This is a genomic window from Mesorhizobium loti R88b (assembly GCF_013170845.1).
Taxonomy (GTDB): Bacteria; Pseudomonadota; Alphaproteobacteria; order Rhizobiales; family Rhizobiaceae; genus Mesorhizobium; species Mesorhizobium loti_B.
Genome location: NZ_CP033367.1, coordinates 1,000,456 through 1,019,569, shown reverse-complemented (window position 1 = coordinate 1,019,569; position 19,114 = coordinate 1,000,456). Strand labels below are relative to the sequence as shown.

The 19,114-nt window shown below is 61.4% G+C and carries 21 protein-coding genes; 12 read left to right on the top strand and 9 right to left on the bottom strand.

Going from position 1 to position 19,114, the window contains the following annotated elements:
- Positions 1 to 67: 67 nt before the first annotated feature.
- The 4 genes from EB235_RS04860 (at position 68) to EB235_RS04845 (ending at position 3,849) form a co-directional block, all read left to right on the top strand.
- On the top strand, positions 68 to 1,021 hold the full coding sequence (locus tag EB235_RS04860; RefSeq protein ID WP_027032083.1) for a sulfonate ABC transporter substrate-binding protein: 954 nt from the start codon (positions 68 to 70) through the stop codon (positions 1,019 to 1,021).
- 70 nt (positions 1,022 to 1,091) lie between these two features.
- On the top strand, positions 1,092 to 2,273 hold the full coding sequence (gene ssuD, locus EB235_RS04855; protein WP_051429730.1) for an FMNH2-dependent alkanesulfonate monooxygenase: 1,182 nt from the start codon (positions 1,092 to 1,094) through the stop codon (positions 2,271 to 2,273).
- On the top strand, positions 2,270 to 3,046 hold the full coding sequence (locus EB235_RS04850; protein WP_027032085.1) for an ABC transporter permease subunit: 777 nt from the start codon (positions 2,270 to 2,272) through the stop codon (positions 3,044 to 3,046). The genes ssuD and EB235_RS04850 overlap by 4 nt, the downstream gene beginning before the upstream one ends.
- Positions 3,047 to 3,051: 5 nt before the next feature.
- The gene (locus tag EB235_RS04845; RefSeq protein ID WP_027032086.1) at positions 3,052 to 3,849 is read left to right on the top strand and encodes an ATP-binding cassette domain-containing protein; all 798 of its coding nucleotides are present in this window, start codon (positions 3,052 to 3,054) and stop codon (positions 3,847 to 3,849) included.
- 164 nt (positions 3,850 to 4,013) lie between these two features.
- Here the strand turns inward: EB235_RS04845 and EB235_RS04840 are convergent, their stop codons facing one another.
- Entirely contained in the window at positions 4,014 to 4,190 is a 177-nt protein-coding gene (locus tag EB235_RS04840; protein ID WP_167334882.1) for a hypothetical protein, read from the bottom strand.
- Positions 4,191 to 4,499: 309 nt separating this feature from the next.
- On the opposite strand from EB235_RS04840, the gene EB235_RS04835 reads away from it, so the two are divergent.
- The 4 genes from EB235_RS04835 to EB235_RS04820 all read left to right on the top strand — a co-directional run bounded on the left by EB235_RS04835 (position 4,500) and on the right by EB235_RS04820 (position 7,733).
- Positions 4,500 to 4,868: a septal ring lytic transglycosylase RlpA family protein gene (locus EB235_RS04835; RefSeq protein ID WP_027032087.1), complete on the top strand. Its 369-nt coding sequence runs from the start codon at positions 4,500 to 4,502 to the stop codon at positions 4,866 to 4,868.
- A 284-nt stretch (positions 4,869 to 5,152) separates the two neighbouring features.
- The gene (locus tag EB235_RS04830) at positions 5,153 to 6,430 is read left to right on the top strand and encodes a polyhydroxyalkanoate depolymerase (RefSeq protein ID WP_027032088.1); all 1,278 of its coding nucleotides are present in this window, start codon (positions 5,153 to 5,155) and stop codon (positions 6,428 to 6,430) included.
- Positions 6,431 to 6,691: 261 nt separating this feature from the next.
- Positions 6,692 to 7,306: a transglutaminase-like cysteine peptidase gene (locus tag EB235_RS04825; RefSeq protein ID WP_027032089.1), complete on the top strand. Its 615-nt coding sequence runs from the start codon at positions 6,692 to 6,694 to the stop codon at positions 7,304 to 7,306.
- 184 nt (positions 7,307 to 7,490) lie between these two features.
- Complete coding sequence (locus tag EB235_RS04820; protein ID WP_027032090.1) at positions 7,491 to 7,733, top strand: hypothetical protein; 243 nt, start codon at positions 7,491 to 7,493, stop codon at positions 7,731 to 7,733.
- A gap of 69 nt (positions 7,734 to 7,802) precedes the next feature.
- Here EB235_RS04820 and EB235_RS04815 read toward each other — a convergent pair whose 3' ends face one another.
- The 4 genes from EB235_RS04815 to EB235_RS04800 all read right to left on the bottom strand — a co-directional run bounded on the left by EB235_RS04815 (position 7,803) and on the right by EB235_RS04800 (position 10,652).
- Positions 7,803 to 8,171 (bottom strand): helix-turn-helix domain-containing protein, encoded by a 369-nt coding sequence (locus tag EB235_RS04815; RefSeq protein ID WP_027032091.1) that lies wholly within the window; start codon positions 8,169 to 8,171, stop codon positions 7,803 to 7,805.
- A gap of 19 nt (positions 8,172 to 8,190) precedes the next feature.
- The gene (locus EB235_RS04810; RefSeq protein ID WP_027032092.1) at positions 8,191 to 8,721 is read right to left on the bottom strand and encodes a Smr/MutS family protein; all 531 of its coding nucleotides are present in this window, start codon (positions 8,719 to 8,721) and stop codon (positions 8,191 to 8,193) included.
- Positions 8,721 to 9,818, bottom strand: coding sequence for a murein transglycosylase A (gene mltA, locus EB235_RS04805; RefSeq protein WP_027032093.1), 1,098 nt, complete (start codon positions 9,816 to 9,818; stop codon positions 8,721 to 8,723). The genes EB235_RS04810 and mltA overlap by 1 nt, the downstream gene beginning before the upstream one ends.
- Before the next feature lie 126 nt (positions 9,819 to 9,944).
- Positions 9,945 to 10,652, bottom strand: a complete 708-nt coding sequence (locus tag EB235_RS04800; protein ID WP_027032094.1) for a Tim44/TimA family putative adaptor protein — start codon at positions 10,650 to 10,652, stop codon at positions 9,945 to 9,947.
- Positions 10,653 to 10,850: 198 nt separating this feature from the next.
- Here EB235_RS04800 and EB235_RS04795 point away from each other — a divergent pair, with 198 nt between their 5' ends.
- The 3 genes from EB235_RS04795 to EB235_RS04785 all read left to right on the top strand — a co-directional run bounded on the left by EB235_RS04795 (position 10,851) and on the right by EB235_RS04785 (position 14,158).
- Positions 10,851 to 11,351 carry an FxsA family protein gene (locus EB235_RS04795; RefSeq protein ID WP_027032095.1) on the top strand — a complete coding sequence of 167 codons (501 nt, stop codon included), beginning with the start codon at positions 10,851 to 10,853 and terminating at the stop codon, positions 11,349 to 11,351.
- Positions 11,352 to 11,472: 121 nt separating this feature from the next.
- Complete coding sequence (secB, locus tag EB235_RS04790) at positions 11,473 to 11,979, top strand: protein-export chaperone SecB (RefSeq protein ID WP_027032096.1); 507 nt, start codon at positions 11,473 to 11,475, stop codon at positions 11,977 to 11,979.
- Positions 11,980 to 12,517: 538 nt separating this feature from the next.
- Positions 12,518 to 14,158, top strand: coding sequence for an ABC transporter substrate-binding protein (locus EB235_RS04785; protein WP_027032097.1), 1,641 nt, complete (start codon positions 12,518 to 12,520; stop codon positions 14,156 to 14,158).
- Between the two features lie 265 nt (positions 14,159 to 14,423).
- Here EB235_RS04785 and EB235_RS04780 read toward each other — a convergent pair whose 3' ends face one another.
- Positions 14,424 to 14,939: a hypothetical protein gene (locus EB235_RS04780; RefSeq protein ID WP_027032098.1), complete on the bottom strand. Its 516-nt coding sequence runs from the start codon at positions 14,937 to 14,939 to the stop codon at positions 14,424 to 14,426.
- 87 nt (positions 14,940 to 15,026) lie between these two features.
- Here EB235_RS04780 and EB235_RS04775 point away from each other — a divergent pair, with 87 nt between their 5' ends.
- Complete coding sequence (locus EB235_RS04775; protein ID WP_027032099.1) at positions 15,027 to 15,224, top strand: hypothetical protein; 198 nt, start codon at positions 15,027 to 15,029, stop codon at positions 15,222 to 15,224.
- Between the two features lie 533 nt (positions 15,225 to 15,757).
- Here EB235_RS04775 and EB235_RS04770 read toward each other — a convergent pair.
- The 3 genes from EB235_RS04770 to EB235_RS04760 all read right to left on the bottom strand — a co-directional run bounded on the left by EB235_RS04770 (position 15,758) and on the right by EB235_RS04760 (position 19,026).
- Positions 15,758 to 15,928 (bottom strand): hypothetical protein, encoded by a 171-nt coding sequence (locus EB235_RS04770; protein WP_155256445.1) that lies wholly within the window; start codon positions 15,926 to 15,928, stop codon positions 15,758 to 15,760.
- A 196-nt stretch (positions 15,929 to 16,124) separates the two neighbouring features.
- Entirely contained in the window at positions 16,125 to 18,257 is a 2,133-nt protein-coding gene (locus EB235_RS04765; RefSeq protein ID WP_167334883.1) for an NACHT domain-containing protein, read from the bottom strand.
- A 49-nt stretch (positions 18,258 to 18,306) separates the two neighbouring features.
- Positions 18,307 to 19,026 (bottom strand): hypothetical protein, encoded by a 720-nt coding sequence (locus tag EB235_RS04760; protein WP_027032101.1) that lies wholly within the window; start codon positions 19,024 to 19,026, stop codon positions 18,307 to 18,309.
- Between the last annotated feature and the right edge of the window lie 88 nt (positions 19,027 to 19,114).

Genomic DNA, 19,114 nt, shown 5'->3' with positions numbered 1-19,114 from the left:
GCCTAATCCATCTTCCAACCGGCGAGGACATTTTCCCGACGCCGATCCGCAGCGAAGGAGAGGGACCATGTTCAGTCTGACGAGACGCGTTTTCGGCATCGGCCTACTGGCGGCGGGTGTTGCCCTGTCGTTTGGCGCCTCCGCGCAGGAGCTGAGGCAGCTCTCTATCGGCTACCAGAAAACCGGCCTGCCGGTCGTCGCCAGGCAGCAGCAGGTGATCGAGAAGGCGCTGAGCGACAAGGGCGTCGTGGTGAAGTGGGTCGAATTCACCGCCGGTCCGCCGCTGGTCGAGGCCTTGAATGTCGGCGCCGTCGATGTCGGTTACACGGGTGACGCGCCGCCGATTTTTGGACAATCGGCTGGGGCCAACATTGTCTATGTCGCTGCGATGCCGCCCAATGGTGATGGCGAGGCAGTCTTCGTCAAACCGGCCTCTCCCATCCAGTCGGTCGCCGATCTCAAGGGCAAACGCGTTGGCGTCGGCAAGGGCACTTCCGCGCACAATCTTCTTGTGGCGACGCTGGAGAAGGCCGGCCTTCCCTACGATCAGATCACACCGATCTATCTCAGCCCTGCGGACGCCGCCGCCGCCTTCGCCAGCGACCAGATCGATGCCTGGGCGGTCTGGGATCCGTTCTTCGCCATCGCCGAGACACGTTACCAGCCGCGTGTGCTGGCCCGTTCCAGCGACGTGCTCAAGGTCAACAGCTATATTCTCGCCAACAAGGATTTCGCCAAGGCGCATCCGGAGGTCGTGACCACGACCATCGCTGCTCTGGGCGAGGCCGCGAAATGGGCAGACCAGAACCGCGACAAGGTCGCCGAGGCGCTGCATGAGGTGACCGGTGTGCCGCTCGACGCCCAGATCATCGCCGCCAACCGCAGCAAATTTGGCATTTTCCCGCTCAGCGACGAGATTGTCGCCAGCCAGCAGGCGACCGCCGACCGCTTCTACAAGCTCGGCCTGATCCCGAAGGCGGTCCGTATTTCCGACGCGGTGTGGACTGCGCCGGGTAACTGATTTTTCTCGGGCGGCGCCGGGCGGAAACGTCCGGCGCCTTTGCCGTTTGTAATCTCCAGGAGATCCGCCCGTGACTGCGCCAGACGCTCCAGCCAAGATCACGCCAGAGGGGCAGCTCGATTTCTTCTGGTTCATCCCCACGCATGGCGACGGCTCCTATCTCGGCTCCGAACAGCAGCAGCGGCCGCCGGAATTCGGCTACTTCAAGGAGATCGCCCAGGCGGTCGACCGGCTCGGCTTTCCCGGCGTGCTGTTGCCGACCGGGCAGAATTGCGAGGATTCCTGGATCACCGCGACGGGGCTTGCGACGCTCACCGAAAAACTCAAATTCCTGGTGGCACTCAGGCCCGGCGTGACGTTGCCCACCTTCGCCGCGCGCCAGACGGCGGCGCTTGACCGGCTGAGCAATGGCCGCCTGCTGCTCAATGTCGTGGTCGGCGGCAACCCGACCGAGCTTGCCGGTGACGGCGTCTTCCTGCCGCATGACGAACGCTATGCCCAGGCGCATGAATTCCTGACCATCTGGCGCGGCCTGGTCTCGGGCGAGCGCGTCAATTTCGACGGCAAATATTATCGCGTCGAGAATGGCCGCCTTGACCTGCTGCCAAGCCAGGAACGGCCGCCTCTCTATTTCGGCGGCTCGTCGGACGCCGGGCAGGACCTCGCCGCCGACCTCGTCGACATGTACCTGACCTGGGGCGAGCCGCCGGCACAGGTCGCCGAGAAACTGGCCTCGGCGCGCGAGAAAGCAGCGCTGCGCGGCCGGAAGCTGCGTTTCGGCATCCGGCTGCATTTCATCGTTCGCGAAACCGAGGACGAAGCCTGGCGCGCCGCCGACCGGCTGATCAGCCATGTCACGTCAGCCCAGATCGAAAATGCCCAGGCGCGCTTCCTCAACCAGATGGACTCGGTCGGCCAGCGCCGCATGGCCGAGCTGCATGGCGGCCGCCGCGACAGGCTCGTCGTGTCGCCCAATCTGTGGGCTGGTGTCGGCCTGGTGCGCGGCGGCGCCGGCACCGCGCTGGTCGGCACACCGGAGCAGATCACCGAGCGCATCCGCGAGTACCAGGCGATCGGCATCGATACCATCATCGGCTCCGGCTATCCGCATCTCGAGGAAGCCTACCGCGTCGCTGAGCTGTTGTTTCCGAAGCTCGGGCTCGGCACCAGCCGGCAGCGGGCGCATCAGAACATCGCCAATGAGTTCTCGGTCGGCTTCCATGGCGCGGCCCGCCTGCAGGCCTCCTCATGAGCTTTCTTTCTCGCCTCCAGGCAAATGCTATCGGCTGGGTGTTGCCGGTGCTGGTCATCGCCGGCTGGGAGGCTGCCAGCCGCGCGGGCGTCATGCCGGCCAATGTGTTGCCAGCGCCAAGCGCTGTCGCCGAGGCCTTCTGGCGGCTGACGCTGTCGGGCGAATTGATCCGCAACATCGGCGTGTCCACGGCGCGCGCGCTTGCCGGCTTTGCCGTCGGCGGCTCGATCGGCTTCGCGCTCGGCCTTGCCAACGGGCTGTCGCGGCTCAGCCGCGGCCTGACCGACACCACGCTGCAGATGATCCGCAACATCCCGCATCTGGCGCTGATCCCGCTCGTCATCCTGTGGTTCGGCATCGACGAGGAAGCAAAGCTGTTCCTGGTGGCGCTTGGCGTGTTCTTCCCGATCTACGTCAACACCCTGCTCGGCATCCAGAGCGTCGATCCGCAACTGGTCGAGATGGGCCGCGTCTACGGCATGGACCGACGCGCACTGTTCTTCAGGGTGATCCTGCCCGGCGCGCTGCCGGCGATCTTCGTCGGCCTGCGCTACGCCTTGGGCATCATGTGGCTGACGCTGATTGTCGCCGAGACCATCTCGGCCAGCTCCGGCCTCGGCTACATGGCCATGCAGGCGCGTGAATTCCTGCTGATCGATGTCGTCGTGCTGTCGATCCTGATCTATGCGCTGCTCGGCAAGCTCGCCGACAGCCTCGCCCGCCTGCTCGAGCGGCTATCGCTCGGCTGGCATCCGGCTTTCCAGAACGGATAACGCCCATGCCTGCTGCCAGCCTGACCTCCGTCCGCTCCTTTGTCGCCGCACCAGTGCCGGTGCGCCCGGCGATATCGGTCGAAGGACGGCGCGCCTTCGCCTTCAAGGGCGTGGGAAAACGCTTCGGCGACAAGATCGTGCTCGACGGCATCGACCTTGACGTGCCGGCCGGACAGTTCGTTGCCGTCATCGGCAAGAGCGGCTGCGGCAAGAGCACCTTGCTCAGGCTGCTGGCTGGGCTCGACCGGCCGACATCGGGATCGCTGACGCTCGGCGCCGAGGAACAAGGCCACAGCTGTACCCGCTTCATGTTCCAGGAGCCGCGCCTGCTGCCTTGGGCCAGCGTGGTCAGGAATGTCGAGGTCGGGCTGACCGGCATCGCGTCCGGCACGGACGCAAGGCAACGCGCCCTCGATATCCTTGGCGAGGTTGGCCTTGCCGATCGCGCCGATGAATGGCCTTCGGTGCTGTCCGGCGGCCAGAAGCAGCGCGTCGCGCTCGCCCGCGCGCTGGTCGGCCACCCGCAGATCCTGGCGCTCGACGAGCCGCTCGGCGCGCTCGACGCGCTGACCCGCATCGAGATGCAGCAATTGCTGGAACGCATCTGGCTCGCGCAGAAGTTCACCGCGGTGCTGGTGACGCATGATGTCGCCGAGGCGGTGGCGCTCGCCGACCGGGTCGTGGTGATCAGCGAAGGCAAGATCGCGCTTGATCTCGACGTGCCGGTGGCCCGGCCACGCCGGCGCGGTTCCGCCGAGCTTGCCCGGCTCGAAGGCATGATACTGGATCGGCTGTTCGGTTAGGGCGCCAGGGCTGCGGCGGCGGACGCATAGGGGAGAACTGTTACCCATGTATCCGGTTCAAACTGTTACCGATCTATCGGTAGGACAGCGCCCTTCCTCTCCCCCGTCGATCGGGGGAGAGGTGTCGAGCGAAGCTCGACGGAGTGGGGGTCGACCTTCGAAGCCTATCGGTTCGCCCACACCAACCCGATCAGCCCCACCAGCATGGCCACGAGGCCGATATAGAGCCATTGCGACTGGCCGGTCATGAAGCTGCCGCCGACCACGCCGATGCCTTGCAGCGACCACAGCGCGCCTACGGCCAGCACAATCAAGGCCAGCAGATTTTTGGTCAGTCTCATTGACGGATCTCGCTTTCCCAGTCGATCGATTGCGGCACCGTGGCCGCGATGAAAGAGCCAAAGGATCTGGCTCGACCGCACTCATTTCTACTTGAATATCAACGCTCGATCTTGTCAAATAAGTCCCGGATATAGCCATGATGACCATCAAGAATTGGTCACGGCGCTTCGGAAAATCCCTGACAGACTGTTACCCTGTGACTCCAAACGTGTGCTCTTGCCACGGAACTGACAGATGCTTGCCGCATTTCCTGCCTTATTCGCCACCTAACGGCTGGGGTCTGTCAAAAACGGAGCCACCCCTTACAGATGAAGAACCTAAACCAGACCGCGCTTGTCGCGGTAACGATCGCTGCTGGCCTGATGGTCGGCGCTTCCGCCACTTCGGCAACCGCCGCCGCCGGCCAGTGCGGCCGTGCATCGTGGTACGCGCTGCACTCGAAGACCGCATCGGGCGAGCGCATGAACCCTTCGGCGATGACCGCCGCCCACCGCACGCTGCCTTTCGGCACCAAATTGCGGGTCACCAACCAGAACAATGGCAAAAGCGTCATCGTGCGCATCAACGATCGGGGTCCATTCATCAGGGGACGCGTGCTCGACCTGTCGAAAGGCGCCGCCGGCCAGCTCGGCTTCATTGGCTCCGGCCAGACAGCCGTTTGCATGGCGCGCATCTGATCCGATTTCCCTGGACCATGAATCTCTACCGAAGACCGCAGCCCACTTTTCGGGATCATGGTCCGGTGTCGGCATCGCCAGACACATTTCCTACACATTTCGGCACTGCACATTGAGCCGGCTCGGCCATTCCAGGCGGATTTGCAACGGTTTGGACGAAAGAACTATTGGTCACGCAACGTGACGTATTGCGTCGCAGCAATTAGTTGTTAACTTCGCCGCGAGACATTTAAGGCTCGGCGCTGCTCGTCGTCCCTTCGGTCGAGGCAGCAGCGGGGTTCTTGATGTTCTACCAGCTCTACGAAATGAACCACGCCGCCTTGCAGCCTGCGCGCCTCTACGCCGATGCGGTGCGGATGTTCTACTCCAACCCGCTCAATCCGATCTCGCACACCCCCTGGGGCCGTTCGATCGCGGCGGGCGCCGAACTGTTCGAACGCACCACGCGCCGCTACGGCAAACCGGCCTTCGGCCTCGTCAAGACCGTCGTCGACTGGAAGAGCGTCGCGGTCACCGAGAAAACCGTCTGGTCGAAGCCGTTCTGCAACCTCGTCCGCTTCGAGCGCGGTCTCCCCGCCGGTCGCAAGCCGGATCCGAAGCTTCTGATCGTGGCGCCGATGTCGGGCCACTATGCGACGCTGCTGCGCGGCACGGTGGAAGCCATGCTGCCCTATGCCGATGTCCACATCACCGACTGGGTCGACGCCCGCATGGTGCCGCTGGCCGACGGCAGCTTCGATCTCGACGACTATATCGACTACATCATCGAGATGTTCCACGCGCTCGGCCCCGACACCCATGTGATGGCGGTGTGCCAGCCTTCCGTGCCCGTGCTGGCGGCGGTGGCGCTGATGGAGACCAAGGGCGACCCCTTCGTGCCGTCGACGATGACCCTGATGGGCGGGCCGATCGACACCCGCCGCAACCCGACCGCGGTCAATCTCCTGGCCGAGGAAAAGGGCATCGACTGGTTCCGCGACAATGTCGTCATGCACGCGCCCTGGCCGGTGCCGGGCTTCGGCCGCGAGGTCTATCCCGGCTTCCTGCAGCTGTCCGGCTTCATGAGCATGAATCTCGACCGCCACATCATCGCCCACAAGGACTTCTTCATGCACCTTGTGAAGCATGACGGCGACAATGCCGAAAAACACCGCGACTTCTATGACGAATATCTGGCCGTCATGGACCTGACGGCGGAGTTCTACCTGCAGACCGTCGACACCGTGTTCGTGCGCCAGGCCTTGCCCAAGGGCGAGATGACGCATCGCGGCACGAAGATCGATCCGTCCGTCATTCGCAACGTCGCCCTGTTCACGGTCGAGGGCGAGAATGACGACATTTCGGGCCTTGGCCAGACCAAAGCGGCGCAGGATCTGTGCGTCAACATCCCGGCTGACAAGAAGGCGCACTACATGCAGCCGGCGGTCGGCCATTACGGCGTCTTCAACGGCTCGCGCTTCCGCTCCGAGATCGTGCCGCGCATCGTAGACTTCATCACCAGCTATGGCCGCCAGAACCGCGTCGCTGTGAGACCGAAGCTGGTCCGCACCGCCAAGCGGTAGGTGCGTGTCACCCAAACCACGCCCACGGGCCTGGCCCGAGGGTGCGCGACGGTCTTGTGACAACGACCTTGCGTAAAACAAAAGTATAGCGGCAACGCGCGCAATATTCCCCGGGCAAAAGCAGCGGCCGGAAGATTCTGTTGCACATGTGCCGCTGTCCTTCCCTGTGGGTAACCATGTCCCCAGTCCTGTGGTCGTCGCGATTGACACGGGCTGTAAATCCCCCTTAACGTTTCGTTAACAACAGGGTGGACGGGGACAATGAATTCCTCAACAATCGCGAAAAGGCTGCGTTTTTGCGCGGTGGCAGCTGGATTGGCAGTCACGGGAAGCTGGCCGGCAATGGCTGCCGGAGCCATGGCGACCGGGGGGATGACCTCGCAGCCGATCGGCCACTATGATTTCTGCAAGCTGCATCCAGGCGAATGCTCCATCCGTCCGAGCAATCTGGCGCCGGCGAAAATGACCAGTGGGCTGATGAGCAAGCTCGCCGGCGTTACAGCCAGGGTCAACGCGGCCGTCAAGCCGATGAGCGACATGGACATTTACGGCAAGGATGAGGTCTGGGCCTATCCCGACAAGGGCGTTGGCGATTGCGAGGACTATGTGCTGGAAAAGCGCCGCCGGCTGTCCCACATGGGCATCTCGCTGTCCGATCTTCTCATCACCGTGGTGCGCAAGCCCGACGGCGAAGGCCACTCCGTGCTGACGGTGCGCACCGACAAGGGCGACTATGTGCTCGACAATCTGACCAACAAGGTCAAGGCCTGGGACCAGACCGGCTACCGCTTCCTCAAGCGGCAGGCGATCGACAACACCGGCCGCTGGGTCTCGATCCGCGGCGGCCAGCAGATCCTGGTGGGCTCGGTTCAGTAGGCGTTCCCTTCTCCCCGTCTCTCTACGGGGAGAAGGTGCCGGCAGGCGGATGAGGGGCGGCGCCGCCGTCTCCAGCAGCGCTCCTCACGCCACCTCAAAATTTTTCCATACCCTCCATGAACCATTTCGTCCCACCCGGCGACACACAGCTGTGAACGACGAAACCCAACCATGGAGACTTCAAATGACTGCTTTCCTGCGTAATACCCTTCTCGCCGCCATCGCCATGTCGAGCCTTGCCGGTACCGCTATGGCCGATGAGACCAAAAGCTGTGCCAAGACCAACCTCAACGATCTGTGGGCTGGCCGTTGTTGTGGCACTGCCGGTGCATCGGACTGCCTGGGCGGCGGAAACGGTGGCCGCGATCACGGCGACAATGGTGGCCGCGGCACCAATAGCAATGGCGGCGCAGCCGGCAAGCCCTGATCCCGCTACAGCTGCCCGCTGGCTGACGCCGGCGGGCACTGTCTTGCGGTGAACGCCCGGCCGGTGCGACTACTTCAGCCGACCCAGCGCCGCGCGGATCGAGGCTGTGATGCGGCGCAGTTCCGTCTCGTCGAGCTTTTCGATGTTCTCGGCCAGAAGGTTTGCGAGCTCCGTGGCGGCGGGGTTGAGACCCGACGTGTCGAGCCTGACACGCGGGTGCGAGGCTTCGGCCAGCCGCGCCAGCTCCTCGGCATCGTCCCAGATGATGTTGAAATAGCCGATGATCTTCTGGATCAGCGTCCAGGTCGGCGCACCGCGCCGGCCATGCTCGAGCGCCGAGAGATAGGCGGCGCTGACGCCGATTGCGGCCGCCATGTCCTTCTGGCTGACGCCGCGCTCGGCGCGAAGTGCCCGCAGTTTTTCGCCGAACGGCGTCATGCGGGCTGCTCCCCGACCCTCACGGACGCACCCGCCGCAGCCTGATATAGAGCGCGCCGGCGCCGCCATGGTTGCGGGCGGCATGGTCGTGGCTGGAAACCAGCGGCCGGAACGCCGGCGTCGACAGCCAGGCGGGCACGGCGCGCCGCAGCACGCCGTCGCCGCCGGAGGACGAACCCTTGCCGGTGATGACCAGGACATAGCGGACGCCGCCGGCATGCGCCCGGTGCAGGAACGAGAACAGCAGCGAATACGCCTCGTCCTGCGTCATCCCGTGCAGGTCGACGCGGCCTTCGATCGGCAGCCGGCCCTTCGACAATTTGTCCAGCGTCGGCTCATCGAGCCGGTGCGTGACATGCTGGGCCTTCGGCTTTGCCACACCCGCGGCAGTGGCGGCAGGCTGGACCGACTGCGTCGTCGTTGGTCTGGCATCAGCGGCAATGTCGGGAACATCGACGGCAGTCCTGCCCTTCAGCGGCTTGGCCGTTCGCGCCACCAGGTTCCACAACACCCGGTCGTCCTCGCTGAGCTTATCCGGGCGCTTGATCATCAGGCGCCCCCGAGCAGCGAGCGCGGCACCAGCGCATGGAAATCGGCGGCATTGCGCACGACGCCCGCAATCTCGCCGGCGGCGTCGCCCGAACCGGCGAACAGGTCGCCGCGCGCGGGGCCGGTGATGGCCGAGCCGGTGTCCTGCGCGATCATCAGCCGCCGGAACGGTTTTTTGTCGAAAGCGGTCAGCGTCGGCGCGTCGATATAAAAGGGCGTGCCGAACGTGTGCAGCAGCCGGTCGACCGCGACCGAGCGCCCCGGCGTCAGCGGCACCTTGGCCGCGGCGATCGGGCCAAGGCTCACATCCTCCACATCGGCTTCGCGGAAGAAGATGTAGGAGCGGTTCCGCCACAGGATCTCGTCGACGCGGTCCGGATGCGCCTTGAACCAGGCGCGGATCGACTGCATCGTCACCTCGGCCAGCGGGATTTCGCCCAGCTCGCTCAGCACCTTGCCCGGCCCGGTAAAGCGCTGGCCTGTCTTGGCGGCGTAGGTGATGCGGCGCAGCCGGCCATCGGTCATGGCGAGCCGTGCGGCCCCTTGCACATGGATGAAGAAGGCGTCGACCTTGTCGGCCAGCCAGGCGATCTCCAGCCCCTGGTTCTCAAGCCCGCCGCGCTCGATCGCACCGCGGTCGGGATATTCGGCCAGTCCGTTCGGGGTTTGGCGCGCGAAGGCGAGATAGGGATCCATCCCGTCAGGCCGGTTGGCGTCGTCGACATCGACGAGATCGGCCGGGCGCGACAAAAGCGGCACGACAAAACGCGCCGCGCGCACCGGCGAGGCCTCGACTTGCGGCTCGTAGAAGCCGGTGACGAGGCCGGCGCCGGTTTCGGGCCGCACCAGCATGGGGACAAAATGGCGCTCGAAGAAGGCGCGGGCTTGCACTCTTGTTACCGAAGAAACGGCGCGCGCTTGCGCATAGGCCTCCGCGAAGGCGCCGAAATCGACGCCGAGCGCACCGCTGCGATAAGGCTTTGTCAGCACATGGAAAGCGGAGCGGCGAAAAGCCTCGAAGGCCGGCAGGTGGTCATCCTCGCCCCAGCCGGGGAGATCGTCGAAGGACTTTGCCGAAAAGAGAGGCGATAGCGACACCGGAGCCCCGCCGCTTTAAAGCGCGTCGTGTTTGAAGAGAGTCATGCGACGCGCTTCGAGTCTTGGTTTTGACGCAAGTCGTTGTCCCAAAACCGCTTCGCACTTTTGGGCGACATGCATCGGGACTCAGTCTTCTTCTTCGGTGGCGACGAGCTTCCAGTTCGGGTCGCGCGAGCGCGTGTCGCGGGCGAAGGTCCAGACATCCTTGACCTCGGCCACGGTTTCGGGATCGCCGTCGATGACCGCACCCGCCTTGTCGCGCGTCGCTGAAATCAGCTCGCTGATGATGCGCAGCGTCACATGCGCCTCGCCACCCTTCATCTCGGCCGAGACGATGTCGGCCTTGTCGATGCCGACGAAGGAGGACTGGATCTTTTCCGCCTTGGCCTCGCGTTCGCCGATCGCGGCGACGAAACCGTCGAAAACCTCGCGCGACAACAGGTTCTTCAGCGTTTTGCGGTCGCCATCGGCATAGGCCATGACGATCATCTCATAGGCCATCTTCGCGCCGTCGACGAAACCCTTCGGCTCGAAGGACGGGTCGTTGTCCTTGATCGCGCGCAGGCCCTTGTTGAGGTCGGTGTCGGGCTTGGCGAAGGCGTCGATGGCCGTATAGGTGTCGGCCGGTGCCGGCTCGCCCGGCAGCCGCTTGCGCGGCAGCGAAACGACATTCTCGGGCTTCTGGGCGGCGTCCTTGTCGGTGCGCGGGGCCGTATAGGGGTCGAAGGGCGGCCGCTCGCTACCGGTCCGACGGCCCAGCACATTGCGCAGCTGGAAAAAGATCACCACCGCCGCGATCAGGAAGAAAATCGTGCCGAAGTCGAAGAATCCCATATCTTCCGCCAATCAATCCCTGCCCGAGGCCGGACCGCCCAGCCAACAGGCCGCGGTCACATAGCGTTCAACATTCAAAGCATATAGAACGCAAGGTGCAATCATTCAAATCAAAGGCAGGCATACCTATCTAACAGCCTCCGTGCCAGCGGCGATTGGCTGCCGGCGGGACAAAACAAACGAATGGTCGGTAAAGACTTGCGTATTTCGCTGCTTCCCTTCTTTCTCCTCGCGCTTCCGCTGCTGGAAATCGCCGGTTTCGTCATCGTCGGCCGTGAGATCGGGGCGCTGGCAACGGTCGGCCTGGTGCTGGCGTCCAGCATCGCCGGCGTGCTCTTGCTCCGCTACCAGGGCTTTGGCGTCATGGCCCGCATCCGTGCCGAGATGGAAGCCGGCCAGAACCCCAGCCGCCACCTTGCGCACGGCGCCATGATCGTGGTCGCCGCGATCCTGCTGATCATCCCCGGCTTCATCACGGATATTATCGGCCTGCTGCTGTTCGTGCCGCCGGTGCGCGACTTTGCCTGGAGCCGGTTCAAGGGCCGCATCGTCGTCGCCACCAATTTCTCGACCGGCGGCTTTCGCGGCCGGAGCCGCGACAAGGTCATCGACCTCGAAGACGGCGACTATTCGCGTGAGGACGATCTGAAGCGCGGCCCCGACCACAACTCGCCGTGGCGGCGTCTCAAGGACGATTAAGACAGTCTGGGTCACCTCCCGTCGCAAGGCGGCAAACCTTGTCTTGTCATGCCGACCATGCTAGCCAACGCCCGATTTCAATTCGGTCAGCAAAGCTGCCCAGGGGAAAAGGAAACGGCTCATGGCCAGCAATGATGACGCGCCGACCGGCGCGGCCAACGGCAACGGCAACGCTGCGGCACAGCCGTCGCTCAACGTCCTCGCCCAGTATGTGAAGGACCTGTCCTTCGAAAGCCCCGGCGCGCCGAACTCGCTGCGCGGCCGCGACAAGGCCCCCGGCATCGCCATCAATGTCAACGTCAATGCCAACCCGCTCTCCGACAAGCAGTTCGACGTCAATCTGACGCTGAACGCCAAGGCTTCCTTCGACCAGGAAGTGCTGTTCAATGTCGAACTGGTCTATGGCGGCGTCTTCGCCATCACAGGCTTCCCGCAGGAGCACATGCTGCCGATCCTGTTCATCGAATGCCCGCGCCTGCTGTTCCCCTTCGCCCGCCAGATCATCGCCGAGGCAACCCGCAATGGCGGCTTCCCGCCGCTGATGCTCGACCCGATCGATTTCGCGCAGATGTTCCAGCAGAAGATCGCCGAGGACCAGGCCGCGTCGTCCAAGGTCCAGGTGAGCTGATCGCTTCTCCTCAGCGTTTCTGAAAAGCCCGGCCTCGCGCCGGGTTTTTTATTGGCGTTCGACCTTGTCCAGCAAGGCCGGCGGGACAGCCCCCATAGGCGCCGCCTTAAGGGTTCTGGTCGATTGAAATACGTCGATCCAGCCATGGGTCGACCCCCACTCCGTCGAGCTTCGCTCGACACCTCTCCCCCGATCGACGGGGGAGAGGAAAGGCGCGAACTTGTGCCAGCTGGCTCCCTTCCTCTCCCTCCGGAGGGGGGAGAGGTGGCTCGGCGAAGCCGAGACGGAGTGGGGGAAGCCGCTGGTGAAACGCGAAGCCGCAGGGCAAACGCAGCGCCCGTACTCGCAATCCGACCGATGCTATTCTGGACCACCCATTTGCAGCCCATGCGGAGCACCGCACAACTCCTGCGGATTCCAGAACACTCCCTAACGTCACCCAGCCCTATCATTGCGCCCTCAGGCAATGGCGTCCCGGCGGTCGCAACCGCCCCCGCGTACGCGACCAGTCGGGGCGCCCAATGATAAGGGAACGACGATGAGATTCATGCTGACCGATCGTAAATTGCATCCGCAAGCCAGGCCCGTTGCCGACGATTTCAGGAAGGGCGCCATCAACCGCCGCGAATATCTTGCCCTCATGGCCGGCCTCGGCGTCAGCGCCGCCGGCGCGCTGGCCCTGGGCGGCCTGAGCGCCACCCCGGCCCGCGCCGCCGAGCCCAAAAAGGGCGGCGTGTTGCGCGTCGCCATGAACGTCAAGGGCTTCAAGGATCCGCGTACCTTCGACGGCGTCGAAATGTCCAACGTCGCCCGCCACTGCAACGAATATCTGGTGCGCTGGAACACCGATTTCTCGTTCGAGCCCTGGCTCTTGGAAAAATGGGAGATGAGCGACGACGCCAAAACCCTGACGCTGCATGTGCGCAAGGGCATCACCTGGTCGAATGGCGACACCTTCAACGCCGACGATGTCATCCACAATCTCACCCGCTGGTGCGAGGCCGGCGTTGCCGGCAATTCGGTCGCCGCGCGCATGGGCGCGCTGGTCAATGCCGACACCAAGAAGGTCGTCGATGGCGGCATCGAAAAGGTCGACGACTACACCATCAAGCTGAACCTGCCGAAGCCGGACATTTCGCTGATCGCCGGCATGGCCGACTATCCCGCTTTGATCATGCATCGCTCCTATGATGGCGACGGCGACCCGATGAAGGCGCTTGCCATCACCACGGGCCCCTGCGCGCTGGTGAAGTGGGACGCCGAGACCGGCGCCGAGGTGAAGCGCAAGGACAAGCCATGGTGGAAAGGCGAGTTCTACCTGGATGGCATCCAGTGGATCGACTACGGCTCCGACCCCAACGCCATGCTGTCGGCCTTCGAATCCGGCGAGATCGACACCGACCACGAAACCGCCTCCGATGCCGTCTCGCAGACCGACAAGATGGGGCTCAAGAACTCCGAGATCGCCACCGGCTCCACCATCGTCGCCCGCTTCAACATCGGCAACGCGCCCTATGACGACGTCAAGCTGCGCCGCGCCGCCCAGCTCGCCGTCGACAATTCCGCCGTGCTGAAGCTCGGCCTCGACGGCCGCGGCAAGCCCGCCGACAACCACCATGTCGGCCCCATGCACCCCGAATATGCCGATATCGGCCCCGCAAAACGCGACGTGGACGAGGCGAAAAAACTGCTCGCCGCCTCCGGCAAGGCGGACCATGAATACGAGCTCATCTCCGTCGACATCGAATGGCAAAAGAGCACCGCCGATGCCATCTCGGCGCAGATGCGCGAGGCCGGCCTCAAGATCAAGCGCACCGTGCTGCCCGCCGCCACCTTCTGGAACGACTGGAGCAAATATCCGTTCTCGTGCACCGAATGGCTCGGCCGGCCGCTCGGCGTCCAGGTGCTGGCGCTGGCGTATAAATCCGGCGCCGCCTGGAACGAAAGCGCCTATGCCAGCAAGGAGTTCGACGACCTGCTCGACAAGGCGCTGGCCACCCCGGACGCCAAGGCGCGCAAGGAGATCATGGCCGGCATCGAGAAGAATTTGCGCGATTCAGGCATCATCATCCAACCCTACTGGCGCTCGGTCTTCCGGACGTATCGCAAGGGCGTCGAAGGGTGTGAGCAGCACCAGGCGCTGGAGCAGCATTTCGAGAAGGTTTGGTTGGAGAGTTGATAGGCGTCGACCGAGGCGCGTTGAAAGCATCCTAAACCGAGGTCGGCGCCGCCCCTCATTGCCCTGCCGGGCATTTCTCCCCGTATAGTGACGGGGAGAAAGACGCTGGCCGCAACGCCGGCGCCTTTTCTGCAACGTTTGTGATTGGCGAAAGCCAAGACGACAGCACCCCTCTCCCCGTCACTATACGGGGAGAGGATGCCGGCAGGCAGGTGAGGGGCAGCGCCAACGTTCGTCTTCCCTGCTCCGCGACGCAAGGCGCCGCTTACCGTCCCACCTTCACCCCAGGCGCCAATCTCCGTATCGCCGCCATCATCTCGCCTTCCGAAATATCCAGCGACGACATCTCCATATGCACGATGTTCCCACCCCCCGGCAGCATCAAATTGAGCGCATTGGCGTTGGAATATTTGATCGCCTCGGGCATCTCCCCCGTCAGCTCGAAATTCACCAGCGTCGGCCCGCCATGGTTGCCATGCACCAGTCCTACGCTGCGCACCGTCTCCCAGGGAACCAGCACATCGCCGGCGCGCTTGTCGCGAAAGCCTTGGCTGTCCAACACCACCTGAACCCCGCTGTCGAACCCGCTGCTCGCCTTGATCAGCCCCCAGCCAAGGCATCCCACGGCAAAGACAATCAGCAGCAACACCGGCCCGCGCGCGGTGTCGGATGAAAGCGCCCGAAACGCCAGCACCCCGGCCACCGCTGCACCGATGAACGGCGCGATGATCGCAAAACTGTTGCTGGCGGCGCTGTTGCGGATTTCGACGGGCGCGGACATGGGCGCAAGTGAAGCGCAAAGCGGGAGAGGTGTCGAGGGGTGCGCCGGGCGATGCGGGCGCCTGTGGTCCACTCATGGGTTTGGTAAATGGCCGGCGCGCATGCCGGTGAAGACAATTGCCTGAGTCCCGCGCCGGCCACTGGCGACCTGATTAAGGTCCGCCGCCCGATTTTTGTAACCGGCGATGGCAGCGCGATCAACCAAGCCGGGATGGTTGGTACGGTTTCGTACAAAGCTGACAGGCCGGTAGCGTGGAAGACGGCGCTGTCCAGCGACAGCGCTTGAAGGCCCGCCCCGGCAGGGCGGGCCTTCAAGCGGAGCCTGTTATTTGCAGGGCTGCGATACCGGACAGGCTATCGCCGTCACGGCCGAAAGCTTCTCGCGCCTGTTCAGAGTCGGCTTTGCATAGATCTTTTTCATGGATAGTCCCCTTAGCCCCCAATGGCCGGGGTCCAAAGGCGCTGGTATTCGCGCGATGTCAATGCGGGGCGTGCGGACCGGGCGCGTACAATTGCCCGCCTCAGCGCGGCCCCGGCCAGGCTCCTTTCCTCTCCCTCCGGAGGGGGGAGAGGTGGCTCGGCGAAGCCGAGACGGAGTGGGGGAACCACCTGGCAACCAGCGCGACGGTCATAGGAGGGGCGCCAGGCGCAGGCATTGTCTCGCCTTGCGCCCAAGGGTCGACCCCCACTCCGTCGAGCTTCGCTCGACACCTCTCCCCCGATCGACGGGGGAGAGGAAAGGCCCCTTCCGCAACTGCTGCGGAGGGTGGGCAGGCAGATGAGGGGCAGCGCCCACGCGCGAAACAAGGCGCCCCCCGCTCATCGCCCAGCCCTCACCAACGTCCAGATCCAGCCAACAAAAGTCAGCACCAGGAACGGATAACCTACGGCGGGCAGTGGCGCCGAAATCGGCAGCAAGGGCGCGCCCCAGAGGATCATGCCAGCCGAAACGACAAACAGCACGGCGGCCACGAGCGCGGTGAGCCGCATCCCCGGGCAAGCCGAGGAGAGGGTATGCTAAGCAGTGATGTTCCTGAATGTAGCACCGTACGTCGGGTCAAACTTACACACCCACCTTCAGACAGGCCTATCATCGTCGATGTTGCTGGATGTAGCTCGAGATCGAAGGTCACAACCTGTCGGATGAAGATTTCGCCCTATTAAGTCCATTAGTAAAGCAGGCTGGCTAGCGTGCCACTATTTTAAATATAGAGCGCTGGCCATCCACCCATTCGTCAAATAACTTTGATGTTTTCTCTCGCTCAACTTGCTGTACCATAGGATACGCCCTCCGACGTTTCGTGATAGAGCGATCTACCTCCCCTTGATTGCGCTTTTGAACAGCAAGGATAGCCAGTTCGGTGCTCACCATCACATAGTACTCGAACCGCATTCTCGCGTCCCACGGATGCCTCTTACTCAAGGAGTGCCTCATACTCTTCGCACGATATATCGTTTCAGCATGAAATTCTGGCAAAGATACGGTTGTGGCCCCTATCAGGAACGGCTTATTATCGGCCAATCGGCGCTCTAACATCAGCAATATCTTCGGCCCTATGTCATCATCCTTAGACGCTGACCCGACCCTTAACATGGGACCCTCGAGAGCCATCATTAATAGGTTATCATGTAAGCCTAATTCACCGAAGCCGGTGTCAGCTATTAATGCGTCCCCAAATTTTTCAGAATATGTGTCGAACATTTCCGGGAAAATAAGTAACAGCTGCCTTGCCAAAACTACGTCCTGCATACTTACCTTTTTGAGCCGGTCCTTCGATTGGAGTCGACATGCTCCAAGTATAGCCTCTAGCTCAGATCCCGGAAGCCTTGGAGCCCTCCTTGCCCCCAGCAGGAACCCTATAAATCTTCCTATCTTTCCGTTATCCTTACCCTGAATAACCCGATCGAGAGCTCGACTCATCTCTTCGAGAAACAACTGCCTATTCCCGGGCCGGAGCTTCGCCGCAACCAAAGCCGGCGATTCCGACCGGAATGAAATATATGGAACTTCTAAATCAGCCGCCTCGATCAGCAATCGAAACACCTTGCGGACGTAACCATCGGAAAGGACTAAATATTCTATCGCATTGGCTAGGAAAGCCAGTATGTTCTGCCTCTTTTCAAAACCGATTGCCCTATTCGCCTGCATGACGATAAGAACGTCAACGCATTCTTCCGACTTTCGAGCATTTTGGTAGCAAATATTCTGAACAGCCAGATGACAAATGACGTCCCATTCACGCGTGCTGACTTTCGACCGCAACTCGTACAAAATTCGCTTTACCGTGTCGAATTTATCGCTGATAGACTTCGCAAAAAAATACTCAAGAAAAGTTCGATGAGTAAATGAATACCTCTCAGGCCCTACGTCGGTCATAACCCAAGAACGACCCGTTATAAACTCCCTTAGCCTCCTCGCCGCATTCCCAGCCCGAGCGTTATCGTCATACCAGCGCGAGAAAAACTCAAACATCGTCTTGTCGAGCCATGTTGTTGTTACACCGCTCTCGAGTTCCACATTGCCAAAGACCTTACTTGCAAGCTCTGAAAATAGCTGCATCAGATTGAAATCGTCCGGTATATCGGCCCGTATGCCTCTATCCCGGTCCCATTTTTCGAACATCAGCGTTGCACATTCTGAATAAATCGCCGCCTTGTGCCTCGGCACGTGGCCCTGCGCCACAAAAAGCCAAACCATAAGTCCGAGCATCAGAGGGTTTTTACGCAGATCGCTAGCGTTGCTATCCGTCTGTAATATGAACTGTTCCGCCTGATCCTCACACTGATCAAGGTGCTTGTTTTCTATAAGAGAGATGAGTGACTTCGTGTAACGCTTAACCTCATCGCGGTCGAATTGACTAAGTTGAAGAATTTCAAATTCCTCGGAAAGGGGTGCCTTGCCATATCCGACTATCCTGCTCGTGCAGACGACTGAAACGGATTCCCAACTGCGGGAAAAGTCCTCTATCAATTGGACATATTTGCGTCGGCTTGATACATCCAATATTTCATCTATGCCATCGAAGACGATGACAACTTGTCCGATTGATAGCTGAGTTCTCAGCCAGAAACTGAGAGTTACCATGTCATCGCCGGAGCGTTGGGAGGTATCCCGTACTATAAAATCGAATATGCCAATACCATCTCGCTCATGCCATTTTTCAAATTCCCGAAGAACCACCCTCAGAGGGACCTTGGCGATCTGGATCGCAAGGTCGGTTCGTGATGAGTGCTTCGAGGCCAACCCATGTGCCCTGGATAGGTCGTAGCAAATGCTCTGACAAAGTGTTGACTTTCCGCCACCGGGATCGCCAAGCACCACAGATCGCTTAAAGGAAGAGATAAAGTCGGAGTAGGTAATATCCTCATCACTGGAAGTTAACTGTGTAAATAAGACCCGTTTGAGTAGTCTTCAATTGCGGCGAGAGGCGTGACTTTACAAACACTTTATCGATAGCAAATCGCTTTCGCCGCCTATTGGTTTCAACAGCTATATCGCGATTTGAGGCCATCATTCCCTTCGCTATACGGCCCGTTATCGCATTCTCATCATAGTTCCGCGGGACGCTTGATGACAATAAATCGCTGATGTTTTTGCTGATTGACGCTAGCCGTTCGTTATTTTGCTTGGCATAGCCTGCAAGAAGCTTCACGAGATGCGGGTCATGGAATGCTGATAGCGCGACGTGTTCAGATGCCTTTACAAGCGCTTCGAACAACCCGTCTCCGTCGATTGAGAGTTTCTTAAGTTCCGTCTCGTAGCGGGTTCGGAAGAGGATCTTTATCTCGGTGTACTGAGTTACAGGCGACAGAACATACTCAATTAGTTGTTCAGCAAAACCTTCGATAATTAGCCTATTGAAAAGTGAAATTAATGAGTCGTTGTAGTCATTGCCAACAACGGTTGAAAGGACGTCGAGTGCCTTTCTTGCAAGCTTGACCTTAGGATTTGAAGAATCTTTTGAAAGAGCCTTCTGAATGCTATTGCGGGTCGCAACACGTCGTTCTATTCGACTGAAACTACGGGAAAGTCCCGAGCTTACAAAATTAGACATAAGCGATAGCGCAAAGTCTCCGACCCAAACCATGCCAGCCCCCGTCGTGTACAGATGCAAATCCCCTGCGCACGATAGACTGTTGAATAGGTCAATATCAATATGTGTCGGCTAATGTCGG